General features: G+C 65.0%; 15 protein-coding genes. 1 reads left to right on the top strand and 14 read right to left on the bottom strand.

Going from position 1 to position 16,074, the window contains the following annotated elements:
- Positions 1-65 precede the first annotated feature (65 nt).
- From IVB19_RS05035 to IVB19_RS05060, 6 genes are all read right to left on the bottom strand, one after another.
- Complete coding sequence (locus IVB19_RS05035; protein WP_018453480.1) at positions 66-1,433, bottom strand: M16 family metallopeptidase; 1,368 nt, start codon at positions 1,431-1,433, stop codon at positions 66-68.
- Entirely contained in the window at positions 1,430-2,824 is a 1,395-nt protein-coding gene (locus IVB19_RS05040; RefSeq protein ID WP_018453481.1) for a M16 family metallopeptidase, read from the bottom strand. Before IVB19_RS05040 ends, IVB19_RS05035 begins: the two co-directional genes overlap by 4 nt.
- Before the next feature lie 199 nt (positions 2,825-3,023).
- A complete protein-coding gene (locus IVB19_RS05045) occupies positions 3,024-3,749 on the bottom strand; it encodes a hypothetical protein (RefSeq protein ID WP_018453482.1) in 726 nt (241 codons plus the stop codon).
- Positions 3,750-3,846: 97 nt separating this feature from the next.
- Positions 3,847-4,341, bottom strand: a complete 495-nt coding sequence (gene lspA / locus IVB19_RS05050) for a signal peptidase II (protein ID WP_026232539.1) — start codon at positions 4,339-4,341, stop codon at positions 3,847-3,849.
- Positions 4,342-4,497: 156 nt separating this feature from the next.
- Positions 4,498-7,506 (bottom strand): isoleucine--tRNA ligase, encoded by a 3,009-nt coding sequence (gene ileS, locus IVB19_RS05055; protein ID WP_247299163.1) that lies wholly within the window; start codon positions 7,504-7,506, stop codon positions 4,498-4,500.
- 202 nt (positions 7,507-7,708) lie between these two features.
- The gene (locus IVB19_RS05060) at positions 7,709-8,680 is read right to left on the bottom strand and encodes a bifunctional riboflavin kinase/FAD synthetase (RefSeq protein ID WP_018453485.1); all 972 of its coding nucleotides are present in this window, start codon (positions 8,678-8,680) and stop codon (positions 7,709-7,711) included.
- Between the two features lie 228 nt (positions 8,681-8,908).
- Between IVB19_RS05060 and IVB19_RS05065 the strand changes: the two genes are divergently transcribed.
- Positions 8,909-9,304, top strand: coding sequence for a response regulator (locus tag IVB19_RS05065; RefSeq protein WP_007596883.1), 396 nt, complete (start codon positions 8,909-8,911; stop codon positions 9,302-9,304).
- Between the two features lie 120 nt (positions 9,305-9,424).
- Here the strand turns inward: IVB19_RS05065 and IVB19_RS05070 are convergent, their stop codons facing one another.
- The 8 genes from IVB19_RS05070 to pgsA form a co-directional block, all read right to left on the bottom strand.
- The gene (locus tag IVB19_RS05070) at positions 9,425-10,279 is read right to left on the bottom strand and encodes a TIGR01459 family HAD-type hydrolase (RefSeq protein WP_018453486.1); all 855 of its coding nucleotides are present in this window, start codon (positions 10,277-10,279) and stop codon (positions 9,425-9,427) included.
- A gap of 15 nt (positions 10,280-10,294) precedes the next feature.
- On the bottom strand, positions 10,295-11,767 hold the full coding sequence (locus IVB19_RS05075) for an EAL domain-containing protein (protein ID WP_018453487.1): 1,473 nt from the start codon (positions 11,765-11,767) through the stop codon (positions 10,295-10,297).
- 142 nt (positions 11,768-11,909) lie between these two features.
- On the bottom strand, positions 11,910-13,040 hold the full coding sequence (locus tag IVB19_RS05080; RefSeq protein ID WP_026232540.1) for a YihY/virulence factor BrkB family protein: 1,131 nt from the start codon (positions 13,038-13,040) through the stop codon (positions 11,910-11,912).
- Between the two features lie 2 nt (positions 13,041-13,042).
- A complete protein-coding gene (locus tag IVB19_RS05085; protein ID WP_018453489.1) occupies positions 13,043-13,642 on the bottom strand; it encodes a hypothetical protein in 600 nt (199 codons plus the stop codon).
- A gap of 90 nt (positions 13,643-13,732) precedes the next feature.
- Positions 13,733-14,692, bottom strand: coding sequence for a 50S ribosomal protein L3 N(5)-glutamine methyltransferase (gene prmB, locus IVB19_RS05090; protein WP_018453490.1), 960 nt, complete (start codon positions 14,690-14,692; stop codon positions 13,733-13,735).
- Positions 14,692-15,168 (bottom strand): molybdenum cofactor biosynthesis protein MoaE, encoded by a 477-nt coding sequence (locus IVB19_RS05095; protein WP_018453491.1) that lies wholly within the window; start codon positions 15,166-15,168, stop codon positions 14,692-14,694. The genes prmB and IVB19_RS05095 overlap by 1 nt, the downstream gene beginning before the upstream one ends.
- Before the next feature lie 3 nt (positions 15,169-15,171).
- A complete protein-coding gene (gene moaD / locus IVB19_RS05100) occupies positions 15,172-15,423 on the bottom strand; it encodes a molybdopterin converting factor subunit 1 (RefSeq protein WP_018453492.1) in 252 nt (83 codons plus the stop codon).
- On the bottom strand, positions 15,420-16,037 hold the full coding sequence (pgsA, locus tag IVB19_RS05105; protein WP_007596859.1) for a CDP-diacylglycerol--glycerol-3-phosphate 3-phosphatidyltransferase: 618 nt from the start codon (positions 16,035-16,037) through the stop codon (positions 15,420-15,422). Before pgsA ends, moaD begins: the two co-directional genes overlap by 4 nt.
- Positions 16,038-16,074 lie beyond the last annotated feature (37 nt).

The raw sequence follows: 16,074 nt of genomic DNA on the forward strand, positions 1-16,074 counted from the left end.
GCAATGGCGCCCCCAAATGCAAATGGCCGGGCGAGCCCGGCCATTTCAGAAGGGTATGGAAGACGTCAGTTCGACTTCGTCGCCGGTGCGGCTGCCGGTTGCGCCGCGGCCTGCGGAGCGCGGCCGACGACGACGGTCAGGAGGCCCTGGCCCCAGAGGCGCTTTGCGGCCGCCTTGGCGTCGTCCATGGTGACCGCATCCACGACGGCGTTGCGCTTCTCGATATAGTCGATCGGCAGCTTGTCCTGCTGATATTGCAGCAGCGCCTGCGCGAGCTTCGAGGAGGTGTCGAGCGCCAGCATCTGCGAGCCCTTGAGGTAGGATTTGGCCTCGTCGAGCTCCTTCTGCGTCGGGCCTTCCTCGGCGATCCGGCGCACCTCCTTGTCGATGGCATCGATGGTGTCGCCGGCACGGTCGGCGCGGGTGCCGGTATTGCCGATGAAAACCGCCGAATGCTCCATCCAAAGCAGTGATTCGAACACCGAATAGGCGAGCCCGCGCTTCTCGCGCACCTCGCGATAGAGCCGCGAGGACAACCCGCCGCCGCCGAGGATGTGGTTGACGACATAGGCCGCCATGAAGTTCGGATCGCTGCGCTTCACCCCGGGACCGCCGAAGGTGATCACGGTCTGGGGCACGTCGAGCGTCACGAAGGCGCGTTGCGGCGGCTTGGCGGCCTCGACGTCGGGGACGGGCACGAGATTGGCCTTGGCCGGCAGGCTACCAAATGTGTGGTCGAGCAGCTTGCCGAGCGTATCGGGATCCACGTCGCCAACCACCGCGATCTTGAGCGTGTCCTTGGCGAGCACGCGGCCGACATAATCCTTCATGTCGGCAACCGTAATGGTCGGAACGCTGTCGAGGTTGCCGTTGGACTGCCGACTGTAGGGATGATCGCCAAAGGCAACCTCCAGGAATTTGCGGCTCGCGAGCGAGGTCGGGTTGGTTGTCTCGCGGCGCAGGCCCGAGATCACCTGCGAGCGAATGCGTTCGACGTCGGCAGTTTCGAAATGCGGCGAGGTCAGCGCGCTCCGCAGCAGGTCGAAGGCCTCGTCCTTGTTGTCGCGCAGCATGCGCAGGCTGCCGCGGAACGTGTCGCGGGTGGCGCTGAAAGAGAGCTCGATGGCACGGCGATCGAGCCGCTCATGGAAGGTCTTGGAATCGAGATCGCCGGAGCCTTCGTCGAGGAGATCGCCGACCAGATTGGCGACGCCCGATTTGTCCTTGGGATCCTGGGCCGAACCGCCGGCAAAGGAATATTCCATGGCGATCAGCGGCACGGTCGCATCCTGCACGAACCAGGCCTCGATGCCGCCCGGCGAGGTCAAATGCTGGATCTTCGCCGCCGCCTGTGACGGCGAGACGGTAGCGAGCGCGAGTGCCGCGCCGGTGGCAAAGGAGAATGCAACGCGTCGAAGGAAGGGATAGGTCACGAACGCTTCTCCTCGCGCTTGGTGGTCGCGGTGTCTTTGATCAGATAGCCCGTCACCGAGCGCTTCTTCTCGAGCCATTTCTGCGCGACGGTGCGGACCTGCTCGGCGGTGACGGCGCGGATGCGATCTGGCCAGCTCCGGATGTCCTCGATCGACAGGCCCGTGGTCAGTGCGCCGCCATACCAGCGCGCCAGCACCGCCTGGTTGTCCTGGGCGTAGATCGCCTCGGCGATGAGCTGGGTCTTGACCCGCTCGAGATCCTCGGCGCGGATCGGATTCTGCGCGATGTCGGCAATGACGCCGTCGACCACCTGCTCGACCTCGGCGAAGCTGACCCCGGATTTGGGCGAAGCCGAGATCGCGAACTGGGTCGGGTCGAGCGAGATGCTCGAATAGCTGGCGCTGGCGGAGACCGCGAGCGGCTTGTCCACCACGAGCGCGCGGTAGAGATAGGAATTGCTGCCGCTGCCCATCAGCTGCGCCAGCACGTCGAGGGCCGCGCTTTCGCCGGCCGCAGCCGTGGTCGCCGAGGGCACTAGGTAATAGCGTCGCAGGCCGGGTTGCTCGACGCGCGGATCGGCCAGGGTCACGGTGCGCGGCGCCGCGGGTTCCGGCTCCTGCGGGCGGACGCGGCGCGCCGGGATCGCGGGCTGCGCCGGGATGGCGCCGAAATTGCGCTCGACCAGCGGGCGGATGTCGGCGGGCTCGACGTCGCCGGCGATCACCAGGATCGCGTTGTTCGGCGCATAGAAGCGGCGGTAGAAGGCGAGCGCATCCTCGCGATCGAGCTTCTCGATCTCCTGGTGCCAGCCGATCACCGGCCGGCCGTAGGGATGGTTGAGATAGAGCGCGGCCATGATCTGCTCGTTCAGCCGCGCGTCCGGATTGTTGGCGACGCGCATGTTGTATTCTTCGAGCACGACGTCACGCTCGGGCAACACGTTCTCGTCCTTGAGGATCAGGCCGGTCATGCGGTCGGCCTCGAATTCCATCATGGTCGGCAACTGCTCGCGCGGCACGCGCTGGTAGTAGTTGGTGTAGTCGACCGAAGTCGAGGCGTTCTCGTTGCCGCCGACGCGGAGCACGGTCTGGGAGAATTCGCCGACCGCATGCTTCGATGTGCCCTTGAACATCAGGTGCTCGAGGAAGTGCGCGAGCCCGGACTTGCCGGGCGTCTCGTCCGCCGAGCCGACCTTGTACCAGATCATTTCCGTGACGACGGGCGTGCGGTGGTCGGGAATCACCACGACCTGCATGCCGTTTCCAAGCGTGAAGCTGGCGGGCGGAGCCGATGTCACCGTGGTCTGCGCAAGGGATGCGCCGGCCGTGAGGACACTCGTCGAAAGCAGCGCGGCAAGGAGGCGGGCAGCCGATCGGTAAGAGGACATCATGATCCTTATGAAAGGCCGAGCCCGGATGTCCGGCTCGGAGGCACGGCATGGTACACCGTGCGGCAAACGCTTCGCGTCACGAAGCAGAGAACTCAACTCGGGCGCAAGTTACTGATCAGCAATTAAAGACCGCGTCCGGCGCGCACGAGCCGCCGGCGCGGGACCGCGTCTGTCGCGATATCGCGAAGGGACAGGAGCGCTATTGTTCCTTGTCCTTGCCGGACATGATGTCGAAATAGGTCCGCCGGGTCTTGTCCTCTCCGGCGCCATAGGCATAGCTCGGTGACGGTGTCTGGTAGCCCGGCGGCGGCTCGACCAGCGACTGGCGCGGCGGCTCGGTCGTGAATTGCTTGGCCTCGCCTTTGTTGTTCGACATCATGCCCCACAGACCGCCGGAGAAACCGAGCTGGGCCGGGCTGAGCGACGGATTGCCGTTGGTGCCCGGCTGAATAGGATCATTGCTCGTGCGCTCGGGTGCGGCTGTCCTGCCGACCTCCATCTCGGCGGGCGACAACGCCCGGCCTGCCTGCCAGCTCTCCGTGGCCTTGACGGCCTTCTTCCGCTGCGCGATGGCCTCCTTGCGGCGTCTCTCGTCAGGGTCCTTCGGCCAGTTCGGCGCGTTCTTGGCTTCAACGCCGGCGGGCGGCGGCAGGTCGAGCTTGGGCGGCACCACCAGCGGCGACCGCTCGCGGTATTCGATACCCTTCTTCTCCATGCTCTTGGCGCCGATGCCCGACATCAGATTGTCGATGAGCTTCTCTTCGAAGGTCATGTCGTCGTCGTCCTCGCCGTCGTCACCGGCGCGAGCGACGCCAGCCGACATGACGAGACCGATGCCGAGCGCGACAGCGGACAATTTCAACGCCCGCCAGAACCCCTGCCGGGGGTCTTCAACCATCGAACCGCTGGTCTTCGAGCTGCGCATCACTGTACCTGTTCCAAAATGTGGCAGTTTGCCGCTCTCGCGCGGCATAATCCCTCGCAAAAGCAAGGTTCCGCCTGCCGGTCCGTATCGGCCGGGATCAGGGCGCTTTTGCGGCGGGTACCCCCAGGAAGGAATCATACAATAGCGCCGCCACGCCAGCAACGATGGCCACGTCCGCGAGGTTGAACACGTACCAATTATAGGTATTTTCGCCGATATTGATGTGAAACAGGGCGAAATCGACCACCGCGCCATAGGCGAGGCGATCGATCCCATTGCCGATGGCGCCGCCAATGATCAGGCCAAGCGCGATGGTTGCCAGCAGGGTGTGCGAGCGGGCCATCCAGATCGCCAGCGCAACCACCGCGACGACCTTCACGGCCATCAGCGCCATTTGCGCCGCCTGACCGTCGTTCTGGAGCCAGCCGAAGCTGATGCCGATGTTCCAGGCCAGCACCAGGTCGAAGAACGGGGTCACCTCGACCGCGCCGCGACGGGCGAGGTCGAACACGTTCAGCAGCCAGAGCTTTGAAGCCTGGTCGGCCACGAGCGTGAGCAGGGCCGCGAGGATGCCGGCGCGGAGCGGGGTCATGGGCAGTCGGCCACAACACGCTCCGTCGTCGTCCTGGCGAAAGCCAGGACCCATAGTCCGAGGCGGTCGTTGTTTGAAAGACTTGCGGTCATCAGCCTTCGTCGCAATTGGCGGCCGTGGAATGGGTCCTGGCTTTCGCCAGGACGACGGTGAGACCTAGATGCTGACCCCCAGCGCCTTCCATTCGCGCAGCGCCTTGGCGTCGCGCGGGGTGACGTCGGGATATTCGGGGTCTTCACCCACCGTCGGCGAAATCTTCCAGGAACGGGCGCATTTGGTGCCGACCGCCTTCTCCACCACGACAGCGACGCCTGGAACGGCATCGAGACGGAATGCGGAAGCCGGCACCTCGCCCTCGCGCACCTCGTAGTTCGAGGTGATGCAGATCTCGGCGAGATCGGTGTCGAACAGCGTCGCAAGCATGTCGCGGTCGGCGACATAGATGACCGGTGATGCCTCCAGCGACGAGCCGATGTTCTTGGCGGCGCGTTCGAGCTCCAGCGCACCGGTGACGACGCGGCGGACATTGCGGATCGCTTCCCACTTCGCGGCGAGCTTGTCGTCGCGCAGGCTTTCGAGGTCGTCGGGAAACTGCGTCAGGTGCACCGAGGGCTCGGCGTCGGGCCTGTACATCCGCCAGGCCTCCTCCGCGGTGAAGCTGAGGATAGGCGCCAGCCATTTCAGGATCGAGCTGCACAACAGGTCGATCGTGGTCAGCGCCGCCTTGCGCGTCGGCGAGGACGGCGGATCGCAATACAGCGTGTCCTTGCGGATGTCGAAATAGAACGCGGAGAGCTCACTGTTCAGGAACGCGGACAAGGTTGCGACCACGGTCTTGTAGTCGAACTCCTGATAGGCTTTGCGGACGACGGCAGCACGGACCGCGAGCTCGTGCAGCATCAGCCGTTCGAGTTCGGGCATGTCGGCGGGCGCGACTGCGTCGGCCGGCTTGTAGTGATCCAGCGTTCCCAGCATCCAGCGTACGGTGTTGCGCAGCTTGCGATAGGTCTCGATGGTGTTCTTCAGGATCTCCGGGCCGATGCGCTGGTCGTCGGCATAGTCGGTGGCGCAGACCCAGAGGCGCAGGATATCCGCGCCCGAATCCTTGATCACCTTCTGAGGCTCGACGGTGTTGCCGATCGACTTCGACATCTTGCGGCCGTTCTCGTCGAGCGTGAAGCCGTGGGTGAGCACGATGTCGTAGGGCGCGCGGCCGCGCGTGCCGGCGCTCTCCAGCAGCGACGAATGAAACCAGCCGCGATGCTGGTCGCTGCCTTCGAGATACATCACGGTGTCGTCGCCGCCGTCGACCTTGCGAACGATGTTGCCGAGCTGCGGGAAGTTCTGGCGATCCTCGAGCACGAAGGCATGTGTGGAGCCGGAATCGAACCAGACGTCGCAGATGTCGTCGATCTTCTTCCAGTCTTCCTTCGCGCGGGATCCAAGGAAGCGCTCGCGGGCGCCTTCCATGTACCAGGCGTCGGCGCCTTCCTCCATGAAGGCCTCGGTGATGCGCTGGTTGACGATCTCGTCCTGCAGGATCTCGGCCGAGCCGTCGCTGTTCTCGCGCACGAAAACGGCGATGGGAACGCCCCAGGCGCGCTGGCGCGAGATCACCCAGTCCGGACGGTTGGCGATCATGCCGTTGATGCGGTTCTCACCTGACGGCGGCACCCATTGCGTGACCGAGATAGCATGCAGCGCGCGAGCCCGCAGCGTATCGCCCTTCCTGGCGTGGCCATCTTCGCTGATGTCCTTGTCCATCGCGATGAACCATTGCGGCGTGTTGCGGAAGATCACCGGCTTCTTCGATCGCCAGGAATGCGGGTACTGGTGCTTGAGGCGGCCGCGCGCGAGCAGCTTGCCGGCCTCGACCAACGCCTTGATCACGGCTTCATTGGCATCGCCCTTCTCGCCCTTGTCGTTGAGCACGCGCTTGCCGGTGAAGCCTGGGGCCTGCGCGGTATAGGCGCCGTTCTCGTCGACAGTGTAGGGGGTCGCGGTCGAGATGCCGCGCTCATCGAGCTCGCGGGTATTGGCCATCCAGACGTCGAAATCCTCGCGGCCGTGGCTCGGCGCGGTGTGCACGAAACCGGTGCCGGTATCGTCGGTGACATGCTCGCCGGCGAGCAGCGGCACGATAAACGCGTAACCGCCATCGAGGCCGCGCAAGGGATGGGCGCACTCCACGGCGTCCAGCGTATCGCCGGGAATGTCGCGCAGCTTCTCATAGGCCGTGACGCGCGCCTGCTTGAACACCTCTGCTGCAAGCGCATCGGCCAGGATCAGGAGATCGCCGGTCTTCGCCCAATTGTCCGCGGCCGCATCCGTCACCTTGTAGAGGCCGTAGGCGATCTTCGGTGAGAACGAGATCGCGCGATTGCCGGGCAGCGTCCAGGGCGTGGTGGTCCAGATCACGACCGATGCATTGGCGAGCGCACCATGTGCCGGGGACGTGACGGGAAACTTCACCCATACCATGTCGGATGTGTAGTCCTCGTACTCGACCTCGGCCTCGGCGAGGGCGGTCTTCTCGACCACGCTCCACATCACCGGCTTGGAGCCGCGATACAGCGTGCCGTTGGCGGCGAACTTCATCAGCTCGCGGGCGATCTGCGCTTCGGCGGGATAGCTCATCGTCTGATAGGGATGATCCCAGTCGCCGATGATGCCGAGCCGCTTGAATTCCTCGCGCTGCACGTTGATCCAGTGTGTCGCATAGGCGCGGCATTCCTTGCGGAACGCCACCATCGCAGCGGAGTCGCGGAAGTCGGGCTTCTGCTTGCCCTTGGAACGGTAGTTCTCTTCCTCGATCTTCCATTCGATCGGCAGGCCGTGGCAGTCCCAACCGGGCACGTAGTTGGAGTCGAAGCCGAGCATCTGCTGGCTCTTGGTCACGACGTCCTTGAGGATCTTGTTCAGCGCGTGCCCGATATGGATGTTGCCATTGGCGTAGGGCGGGCCGTCATGCAGCACGAATTTGGCGCGGCCCTGGGCTTCCTGGCGGAGCTTGTCGTAAAGGCCGATGTCGTTCCAGTATTTCAGCAGCTCCGGCTCGCGCTGCGGCAGGCCGGCCCGCATCGGGAATTCGGTCTGCGGCAGGAACAGGGTTTTCGAATAGTCTTTGGCTTCGGATTTTTGGGACTTTTGTGGCTTGTCGGACATGAGGCTGACTGGCTCGGAAGGGCGCGGGAACGGATGGCGATGCGGAATCGCGGGTGAAACGACGACATCCCGGTCTTGCGCCGAGCCGAAGGCTCAGGCGGAAGCCGGGCCGCTAATCCCTATGATGCGCCGCGCAAACATGGGCTCTCCATAGCAGGGGGGCGGGGGAAGCGCAAAAGGTTCGGCGGGCCGGTTTCCGGCCTCAATCGATGACGCCAAGCCGCGGAAACGCGTCCGGGGCGGCGGCGAGCATGGCGCGGGCGCGGGCGGAATCGTTGTCCATCTGGCGGATCAGGGCATCCAGGCCCTCGAATTTCAGCTCCTCGCGGATGAAGCCGATAAAGGCGCAGTCGAGCGTCTGCCCGTAGAGATCCCCCTTGAAGTCGAACAGGAAGATTTCCAGCAGCGGCGCACCATTGTCGAACGTCGGGCGGCGGCCGAAGCTTGCGACCCCATCCAGCCGCTCCGCGCCGCGGCCGACCCGCACCGCATAGATGCCGTGCTTGAGGCCGCAATTGGCATCAAGGCGGATATTGGCGGTGGGATAACCGAGGTCGCGGCCGCGCTTCTCTCCGTGGATGACCTCGCCGGTGATAAACCAGGGCGCGCCGAGCATGGCCGTGGCCTCGTCGAGTTGGCCTTCGGCGAGCGCGATTCGGATCGCGCTGGACGAGACCGGCCGCTCGTCGATATCGACATGCGGCTGCACGTCGACCTCGATGCCGAGCCGGGGCGCCTCGTTGACGAGGAGGCTCGGCGAGCCGACCCGACCCTTGCCGAAGTGGAAGTCGTAGCCGACGGCGATTCCGCCGATGCCCAGGCGCCCGATCAGGTCGTGGTGAATGAAGTCTTGCGCGCTGGTCCCGGCGCGGGACTTGTCGAAGGTCATGACCACGGCGCCGTCAAGTCCGGTGCCGGCCAGAAGCCGCAGCTTGGCACGCTCGTCCGTCAGGCGGAATTGCGGGGTGTTGGGGCTGAAAAACCGGCGCGGATGCGGCTCGAAGGTCAATGCCAGCGCAGGGCGGCCATGTAGCCGGCCCATTTCCAGCGCCGCAGCGATTACGGCGCGATGGCCGAGATGAACGCCGTCGAAATTGCCCATGGCGACCACGGCACCCCTTGCAATGGCGGAGTCCGGCGTGGTGTCGCGGATAACGGTAAAATGCGGGGCCATCAGGGGAATCTCGAACCGGCGGGACCGGCCGGGACCGTGGCGCGACGGGCCGGATGAAGTCAAGCAGGAGGGGGCGGCCGCATCGAGTGCGATTTCAGTCCACCGGGGGCGTTCCCAGTTAACGCGCTGTTTAACGCCTTGGTGCTAGTCCTTGGGCGTGGAACCGCGGGGCTCCGGCCCGGCAGGTCCGATCGTAATATTTCCTGGGTTTGCGTTGGGGGAGTCGAGATGGCGGTTGATTTGTCGATGTCGGTTCTGGTGGTTGACGACTACAGCACCATGATCCGTATCATCAGGAACCTCCTGAAGCAGCTTGGCTTCGAGAATATCGATGATGCAAGCGACGGTTCGGCAGCGCTGAACAAGATGCGTGGCAAGAAGTACGGGCTCGTGATTTCCGACTGGAACATGGAGCCGATGACGGGTTACGACCTGCTGCGCGAAGTGCGCGCGGATCCGAACCTCGCCACCACGCCCTTCATCATGATCACGGCCGAATCAAAGACCGAGAACGTGATCGCGGCCAAGAAGGCCGGCGTGAACAACTACATCGTCAAGCCGTTCAACGCGGCGACGCTGAAGACCAAGATCGAGGCGGTCTTCCCGGACATGGCGAGCGCGTAAGGCGCGATCGAAGCCATCAGTTGAATTCGGAAAGCCCGGGCGATTGTCCCGGGCTTTCTGCGTCGGGTTCGTCGTTCCGGAATCGACGCCCCACATCAACCGGGAATGACGATCAACTCGCTACCACTTCAGTTCGCGCATCAGCGCCTTCGGGGGATGGCCGAACAATTCCAGCACCGACGCCGGGTCGAGCTGGTCGAGACCCTCGAACTCCTCGGCATGGATGCCGCGGGTCACGAACAGGCAATCGATGCCGAACTCGCGCGCGCCGGTGAGGTCGGTCCGGACGGAATCGCCGATCGCGAGCACCTTTTTGCGGTCGATCTGGTGGCCTTGGCGTTCGCCGGCGAGCGCCATCGCGCGCTCGTAGATCGGCCGGTGCGGCTTGCCGTAGAAGATCACCTCGCCGCCGAGCTCGCGATAGAGCTCCGCGATCGCGCCGGCGCAATAGATCAGGCGGTCGCCGCGTTCCACCACGATGTCGGGGTTGGCACAAACCAGCGTCAGCTTGCGCTCGCGCGCCTTCAGCATCATGCCGCGATAGTCTTCCGCCGTCTCGGTCTCGTCGTCATAGAGGCCGGTGCAGACGATGTAATCCGCCTCTTCCAGCGGCGCGGTCACCGCATCGAGGCCGCGATAGATCGAGTTGTCGCGCTCGGGGCCGAGCCAGAACATCTTGCGGCCGGGATGGTCGGCGACATAGAGCCGCGTCAGGTCGCCTGAAGACACGATCGCGTCATAGGTCTCGTCGGCGACGCCGAGCTTGCGCAATTGCCGCTGCACGGAGTCGGCCGGGCGCGGCGCGTTGGTGATCAGGATGACCGTACCGCCGCGGCTGCGGTAGGTGTGCAGCGCCTCGCAGGCTTCGGGGAAGGATTCAAGACCGTTATGGACCACGCCCCAGATGTCGCTGAGCACGACGTCCACGCCCGCCACGAGTTCACGCAGGCTTTCGGCGAAATGCAGTGTGGTCATGATGCGTGCGGCCGATCAGATACGTCGCGCGAGCGCGGCGTTGCCGGTGACGCGCTGTGGCGCAGACGCAGCCGACGTCGCGCCTGAGCTGGATATGCCGGAGCCATTGGATCCCTGAATGTCCTGTGCCTGGTTCGGCGCGGCGGTAGCAGATGACCCCTCCGGCCGCAATGGCCGGGGCGGCGCGAACAGGAACCCCTGGCCGAACCGCACGTCATAATCGAGCAGGTCGATCACGGCGCGCTCGCCCTCGATTCGCTCGGCGATCAGATCGATGCCGAAGCGGCCGAGCAGGTCGGAGAGATCGGACGGGTGGATGTCCGAGGCCGAAGCCTGCCTGGGGTCGAGCAGGAGCGAGGCCGGCACCTTGATGAAGCGCACGCCGCGATCGGCGAGCTCGCGCGGTTCGATGCGCAAATCGGTGACATGGTCGATCGAGAAACGGAAGCCGCGCTGGGCGAGCGCCGCGAGATTCTCGGTTTCGGCCGGGCCGAGATTGCGGAAGGTGGATTGCTTGAATTCCAGCACCAGCGAGGGCGCCAGCGCCCGATTGGCTTCGAGGAAATCGAGGTATTGCGCGAAGGTCGTGGAATTGCCGAGCGTGGAAGCCGCGACGTTGCAGAACACGCCGACTTCCTTGTTGCGTACCATCAGGCGCCGCAGCACCTGCACGCAGCGCAGCATGACCATGTTGTCGATGCGCCCGATCAACCCGGAGGCCTCCGCGATGCTGATGAACTCCTCGGCCGCGACCAGCTGGTCACGCTCGTCGCGCAGGCGCGTCACGGCCTCGTAGAACCGGACCTTGCGCTGCGGCAGCGACACCATCGGCTGGAGGAAGATGTCGATGCGGTTCTCGTCGATCGCGTTGCGGAGCGTCGCCAGCAATTGGGTCTGGTTGCGGCCGTTGGCGGTCTGAACCGGATTGGCGGTCTGGGTCTGGATCGCCGGTGCTGCCGGCCGCATTGGCGGCGGCGCGGGCGCCGGGGCAGCCGGCCGTTCCTCCTCGAACGTGGCCATCAGGTCGAGCGGCGCGTCCGGCTCCTGCCTTGCGACCGGCGCGGGGGCCGACACTGGCGCGTTGCCGGCCATCAGATCCTCATGGGCCGACACGGTGGTGGCGAGTTGCCTGACCAGTCCGCCGAGTTCGTTGATCTCGCCGACCACCGACTGGATGCGGTCGGAGTTGGCCGAATTGGAAGAGGCGATGCGTGCTTCGATCGTGGCGAGCCGGCGGCCGAATTCGGCGACCTGACGGGCGAGGTCGGCGGTGCCGCGCGAAAGATCGGCGATCTGGCCGCCGACGTCGCTGCGGTCGCGCAGTCGCATCGACACTGCATTGTAGAGGATCAGGAAGGTCAGCGCCGTCAGCGCCACGATCGCGGATTCGGTTCCGCTGATGCCGGCGACCGCGTAGAGCAGGAGCCCGAGCGAGGCGGCGACCAGAACCATGCAGATCGCGATGAAGATCGTCGAAATACGAATCATGCCGCGCGTTACGCCTCAAGAGCTGACTGCCTGACCGGGAAAACACGGGTGGCGTTTCGAACCCGTCACGCCGCATGCTCCCCCAAGCGGCATGACCTTAACATCATTGTTGATTCGAGGGGATAGCGGCCCAATCGCAGAGTCAGGACGGCGCCGCGGCGCCGACCGTGTCGGCCGAGACGGCCTCGCGGGTGCCTAGCGGCTTGGGCGGCCCGGTGGTCGTGTCGCGCAAGGTCTGCCGTTCGATCTCCGAATTCAGCTCAGCCCCGAACATGATGACGATGGCCGACATCCACATCCACATCATCAAGCCGATCGCAGCGCCGAGCGAGCCGTAGGTCGCGTTGTAATTTGCGAATTCGGACAGATACCAGGACAGCAGCGCCGAGCCGGCGATCCAGAGGATCGCGGCCGTCACAGCGCCGGGGCTCAGCCATTGCCAGCGCGGGGCGTCGCGGCTGGGCGCGAAGCGGTAGAGGACGGCGAGCGCCGCAAGGAGAATGACGAACAGCACCGGCCATCGCGCCAGCGCCACGATCAGCTTGCTTTCGGGCGCCATGCCGAGGTGGTTGAGCGCGAGCGGGAAGGCGACGACGGCGCCCACCATCAGCAGCAGGGCAACGATGCCACCGACCGTGAAAGCCAGCGAGACCGTGTTCAGCCGGATGAAGCTGCGCTTTTCACGCTCCTCATAGGCGACGTTGAGGGCGTCGAAGATGGCTTTGACGCCGGCATTGGCGCTCCAGATCGCGAGCACGAGTCCAAACAGGAAAGTGAAACCAAGGGTCGCGCCGCCGTTCGACACGACGCGCGCCACCTGGTCCTCGACGATCTGGAACGCGCCCTCGGGCAGCATCATCGCGAGCGATTGCAGGTTGGAACTGATCGTCGAGGGATCGGCGAACAGGCCATAGAATGAAACCAGCGCCGTGATAGCGGGAAAGATCGCGAGCAGTCCGAAAAAGACGACGCCGCCGGCGGTCGCGAGCAGGCGATCCTCGTCGATGCGCTGATAGGTGCGCCAGAGGATGTCCTTCCAGCCTGCCCACGGGATCGCGAACGGGCTTTTCGCGCGGCGGCCGCGGCCGGGCTGCGAGGCTGCGCCCGTCGGGCTCGTTTCCGGCGAATTCGCCTCGCCGTTGCGGTGGTCTTGCGGAGGTCCCGGCCGGATCAGGCCAGAATCCTGGAAATACCGTTCCGCGGTGAGCACGAACACGGTCGTGGCTGCGACTAACAGCCAGCTGTCGAATTGCTCGGCGCGCCGCATACGCATTTTCAGGTATCCGCTCCGTGGCCGTGACGCCGCCTGCGCGCGGCCGTGATCCCGACCAGCCCAACGGCCGCGAGCATCAGCCCGAGTTGCACGGGCCGGTTGGACCGAGCCGGCCACGTGCTGCCGCCATGTCCTGACTCATGTCCTCGTTCGCCCGGCGCGAGCGGCGCCAGGGGAATTGTCGTCGCGACCTCTTTCACCGCCTCCTTCACCGTTCCGCGCGGGATGCGCGGGGTGGCGATAGCCACCCGTAGGCGGCTGGCGAGCGGCACGATCGGCTTGGTCTTGCGCTTCATCTGGGCCATGGCCACGCCGGCGCAGGCGGCGGCCAGGACCAGGAGCACAGCGCCGACGGCGCCGAACCCCCAGAATTGCCCGTAATGGATTGCAATCCAGCGGTACAGGGCGATCAGGCCGACGAAGAAGGCTGCGACGACGAACAAGCCCGCAACCGCGAGCAGTCCGGCCGCAGCCGCGTACGACGTCATGCGCCCTGTGGCCTGGTTGCTCCGGTCGCGGGCATAGGACTGGGCGGCGCGCTTGAGATGGTTGAGCTTGAGCGCGACGCCGGCGCGCAGCAATTCGCCCGATGGCGCAAGCATGCAGTTATCCTCCGAGTGCGAGAAAATTCGTCGGGGGATGAACGTGGCGGTATTTGACTTGTTCCGACGAGGTCTGCCCGCCGTGATGGATCAGCCGAGATCGGCTGCCGCGATCCAGAACACTTCGCCCTCGGAGTCCTCGGTGTCGAGCCAGAGCAGCGGCAATTCAGGAAAGGCCTCGTCAACCAATTCGCGGCCGCGGCCGATCTCGCAGATCAGCCCGCCATGCGGCGTCAAATGGCCGGGCGCATCGCGCAGGATCCGGCGCACCACATCGAGACCGTCGGCGCCGCCGTCGAAGGCGAGCTTCGGCTCGGCCCGGCACTCGGGCGGCAGCGCCGCCATGCCTTCGGCGTCGACATAAGGCGGGTTGGTGATGATCAGGTCGTATTTGGTGTTACCGAGTGGGGCGAACAGGTCGCCGCGATGCAGGCTGATCCGGCCATCGAGCCCGTATTCGCCGACATTTCGTCTGGCGACGTCGATCGCGCCCTTCGAGATATCGACGGCATCGATCGTGGCGTTCGGGAAATGATGCGCGGCGAGGATCGCGAGGCATCCCGATCCCGTGCAGAGATCGAGCACGCGCTCGACGGCGCTGGAATCGTCGATCAGCGAGCCGGCTTCGCCGTCGCCGCCGAAATGCGACTCCAAGAGTTCACCGATGAAGGAGCGCGGAACGATGACGCGCTCGTCGACATAAAACGGCAGGCCGCGCATGTAGATCTTGTTGACGAGATACGCGGCCGGTTTGCGCGTGGTGACGCGCTGATGAACGAGATCGATGATGGTCCTGCCCTCGGCGGTCGTGACGCGCGCGTTGGCAAAAATCTCGAACTGCTCGGGATGCAGATGCAGGGCTTCACAGACCAGGAAAGCCGCTTCCGCGACCGGATCGGGCGTGCCATGGGCAAAGGCGAGCTTGGCCTCATTGAAGCGGCTCACTGCATAGCGGACGAAATCGATCAGCGTGAGAAGCTCGCCGCGGCCCACCTTCGCGAGCTTTGGCGCGGCGTGGCCGCGCACGGCCTTTTTGGATGTTGTTGCCATCAGGATCGGGTCCAGCGTGCGGCGGCTTCGTCGTCGCGGGCCTGGGCCTCGACCCAGCCGGTGCCGGTGGCGCTCTCTTCCTTCTTCCAGAACGGCGCGTTGGTCTTGAGATAATCCATCAGGAACTCGGCTGCCTGGAACGCTGCCTGGCGGTGCTGCGAGGCGGTCAGCACCAGCACGATGTTCTGGCCGGGCATGAAACGGCCGACGCGATGGATCACCGTGACGCCGCTGAGAGGCCAGCGCGAGATGGCCTCGTCGGCATGGCGCCTGATCTCTTCCTCGGCCATGCCGGGATAATGCTCCAGCGAGAGCGCGGCGATCTTCGCGCTGTCTTCGTCGCTGCGGCAGATGCCGGAAAAACTCACGACCGCACCGATGTCGGTGCGGTTCCCGGTCAGCACCGCGATCTCGCGTGCGATGTCGAAATCGTCTTGCTGGATACGGATGGTGACGGGGCAGGTGGTGACGGGCATGGCCTAGCCGCCGGTCATCGGCGGGAAGAACGCGATCTCGCGAGCGCCCGCGATCGCGGCGTCCGACTTGACGTGGGCATGGTCGATCGCGGTGCGGATCACCTTCGGCTTCTCGAACGCATAGGCGTAGGCTTCGCCTTGGCCGGACAGCCAGGCGATCAGCTCTTCCACGGTGCGCACGGTCGCAGGCGGCTCGATCGTCTCCTCGGCCTTGCCGATGCGCTCGCGCACCCAGGCGAAGTACTTCACCTTCATCCCTCATCCTCCTTGATGAGGTGATGGATGCCGGCGCCGAAATAGTCGTAGCCGGTGTACATGGTGAGGATCGCCGAGGCCCAGAGCAGCGCCAGCCCGATCATCGAGACCATGGGCACGACCTCATCGCCGGCCGGACCAGCCAGCAGGAAGCCGATGGCGATGAGCTGAACCGTCGTCTTCCATTTCGCAAGCTTGGTCACGGGCACGCTGACACGCAGCGCGGCAAGATATTCGCGCAGGCCCGAGACCAGGATCTCGCGGCACAGGATCACGATGGCGGCCCACAGCGACCAGCCGTGAATGATGCCGTCGGCGGCCAGCATCAGCAGGCACGAGGCGACCAGAAGCTTATCGGCGATCGGATCGAGCATGCGGCCGAACGCCGATTGCTGATTCCAGATCCGTGCGTAATAGCCGTCGAGGTAATCGGTGACCGCAGCCGCGATAAAAATGGCGACGGCGACCCAGCGCAGCCACAGCGGGCCGTCCATGATCGACTGTGCGTAGATGCACCCGACCACGACCGGGATCGCGGCGATCCGGCCGTAGGTCAGGATGTTCGGGAGGGACATCGCGCGGCTGGTCGTCCCTCGTGTCGTGGCGATGTTCATCCGTCCTACCAATACCGCTGCAGCCTGAAGGTCAACC

Origin of the sequence: Bradyrhizobium sp. 187 (assembly GCF_023101005.1) — a bacterium.
Lineage (GTDB): Bacteria > Pseudomonadota > Alphaproteobacteria > Rhizobiales > Xanthobacteraceae > Bradyrhizobium > Bradyrhizobium canariense_D.

Coding starts and splice junctions, on each gene's coding strand:
- IVB19_RS05040 (WP_018453481.1), bottom strand. CDS start 2,824: ATGATGTCCTCTTACCGATCGGCTGCCCGCCTCCTTGCCGCGCTGCTT.
- IVB19_RS05045 (WP_018453482.1), bottom strand. CDS start 3,749: ATGCGCAGCTCGAAGACCAGCGGTTCGATGGTTGAAGACCCCCGGCAG.
- lspA (WP_026232539.1), bottom strand. CDS start 4,341: ATGACCCCGCTCCGCGCCGGCATCCTCGCGGCCCTGCTCACGCTCGTG.
- ileS (WP_247299163.1), bottom strand. CDS start 7,506: ATGTCCGACAAGCCACAAAAGTCCCAAAAATCCGAAGCCAAAGACTAT.
- IVB19_RS05060 (WP_018453485.1), bottom strand. CDS start 8,680: ATGGCCCCGCATTTTACCGTTATCCGCGACACCACGCCGGACTCCGCC.
- IVB19_RS05065 (WP_007596883.1), top strand. CDS start 8,909: ATGGCGGTTGATTTGTCGATGTCGGTTCTGGTGGTTGACGACTACAGC.
- IVB19_RS05070 (WP_018453486.1), bottom strand. CDS start 10,279: ATGACCACACTGCATTTCGCCGAAAGCCTGCGTGAACTCGTGGCGGGC.
- IVB19_RS05075 (WP_018453487.1), bottom strand. CDS start 11,767: ATGATTCGTATTTCGACGATCTTCATCGCGATCTGCATGGTTCTGGTC.
- IVB19_RS05080 (WP_026232540.1), bottom strand. CDS start 13,040: ATGCGTATGCGGCGCGCCGAGCAATTCGACAGCTGGCTGTTAGTCGCA.
- IVB19_RS05085 (WP_018453489.1), bottom strand. CDS start 13,642: ATGCTTGCGCCATCGGGCGAATTGCTGCGCGCCGGCGTCGCGCTCAAG.
- prmB (WP_018453490.1), bottom strand. CDS start 14,692: ATGGCAACAACATCCAAAAAGGCCGTGCGCGGCCACGCCGCGCCAAAG.
- IVB19_RS05095 (WP_018453491.1), bottom strand. CDS start 15,168: ATGCCCGTCACCACCTGCCCCGTCACCATCCGTATCCAGCAAGACGAT.
- moaD (WP_018453492.1), bottom strand. CDS start 15,423: ATGAAGGTGAAGTACTTCGCCTGGGTGCGCGAGCGCATCGGCAAGGCC.
- pgsA (WP_007596859.1), bottom strand. CDS start 16,037: ATGAACATCGCCACGACACGAGGGACGACCAGCCGCGCGATGTCCCTC.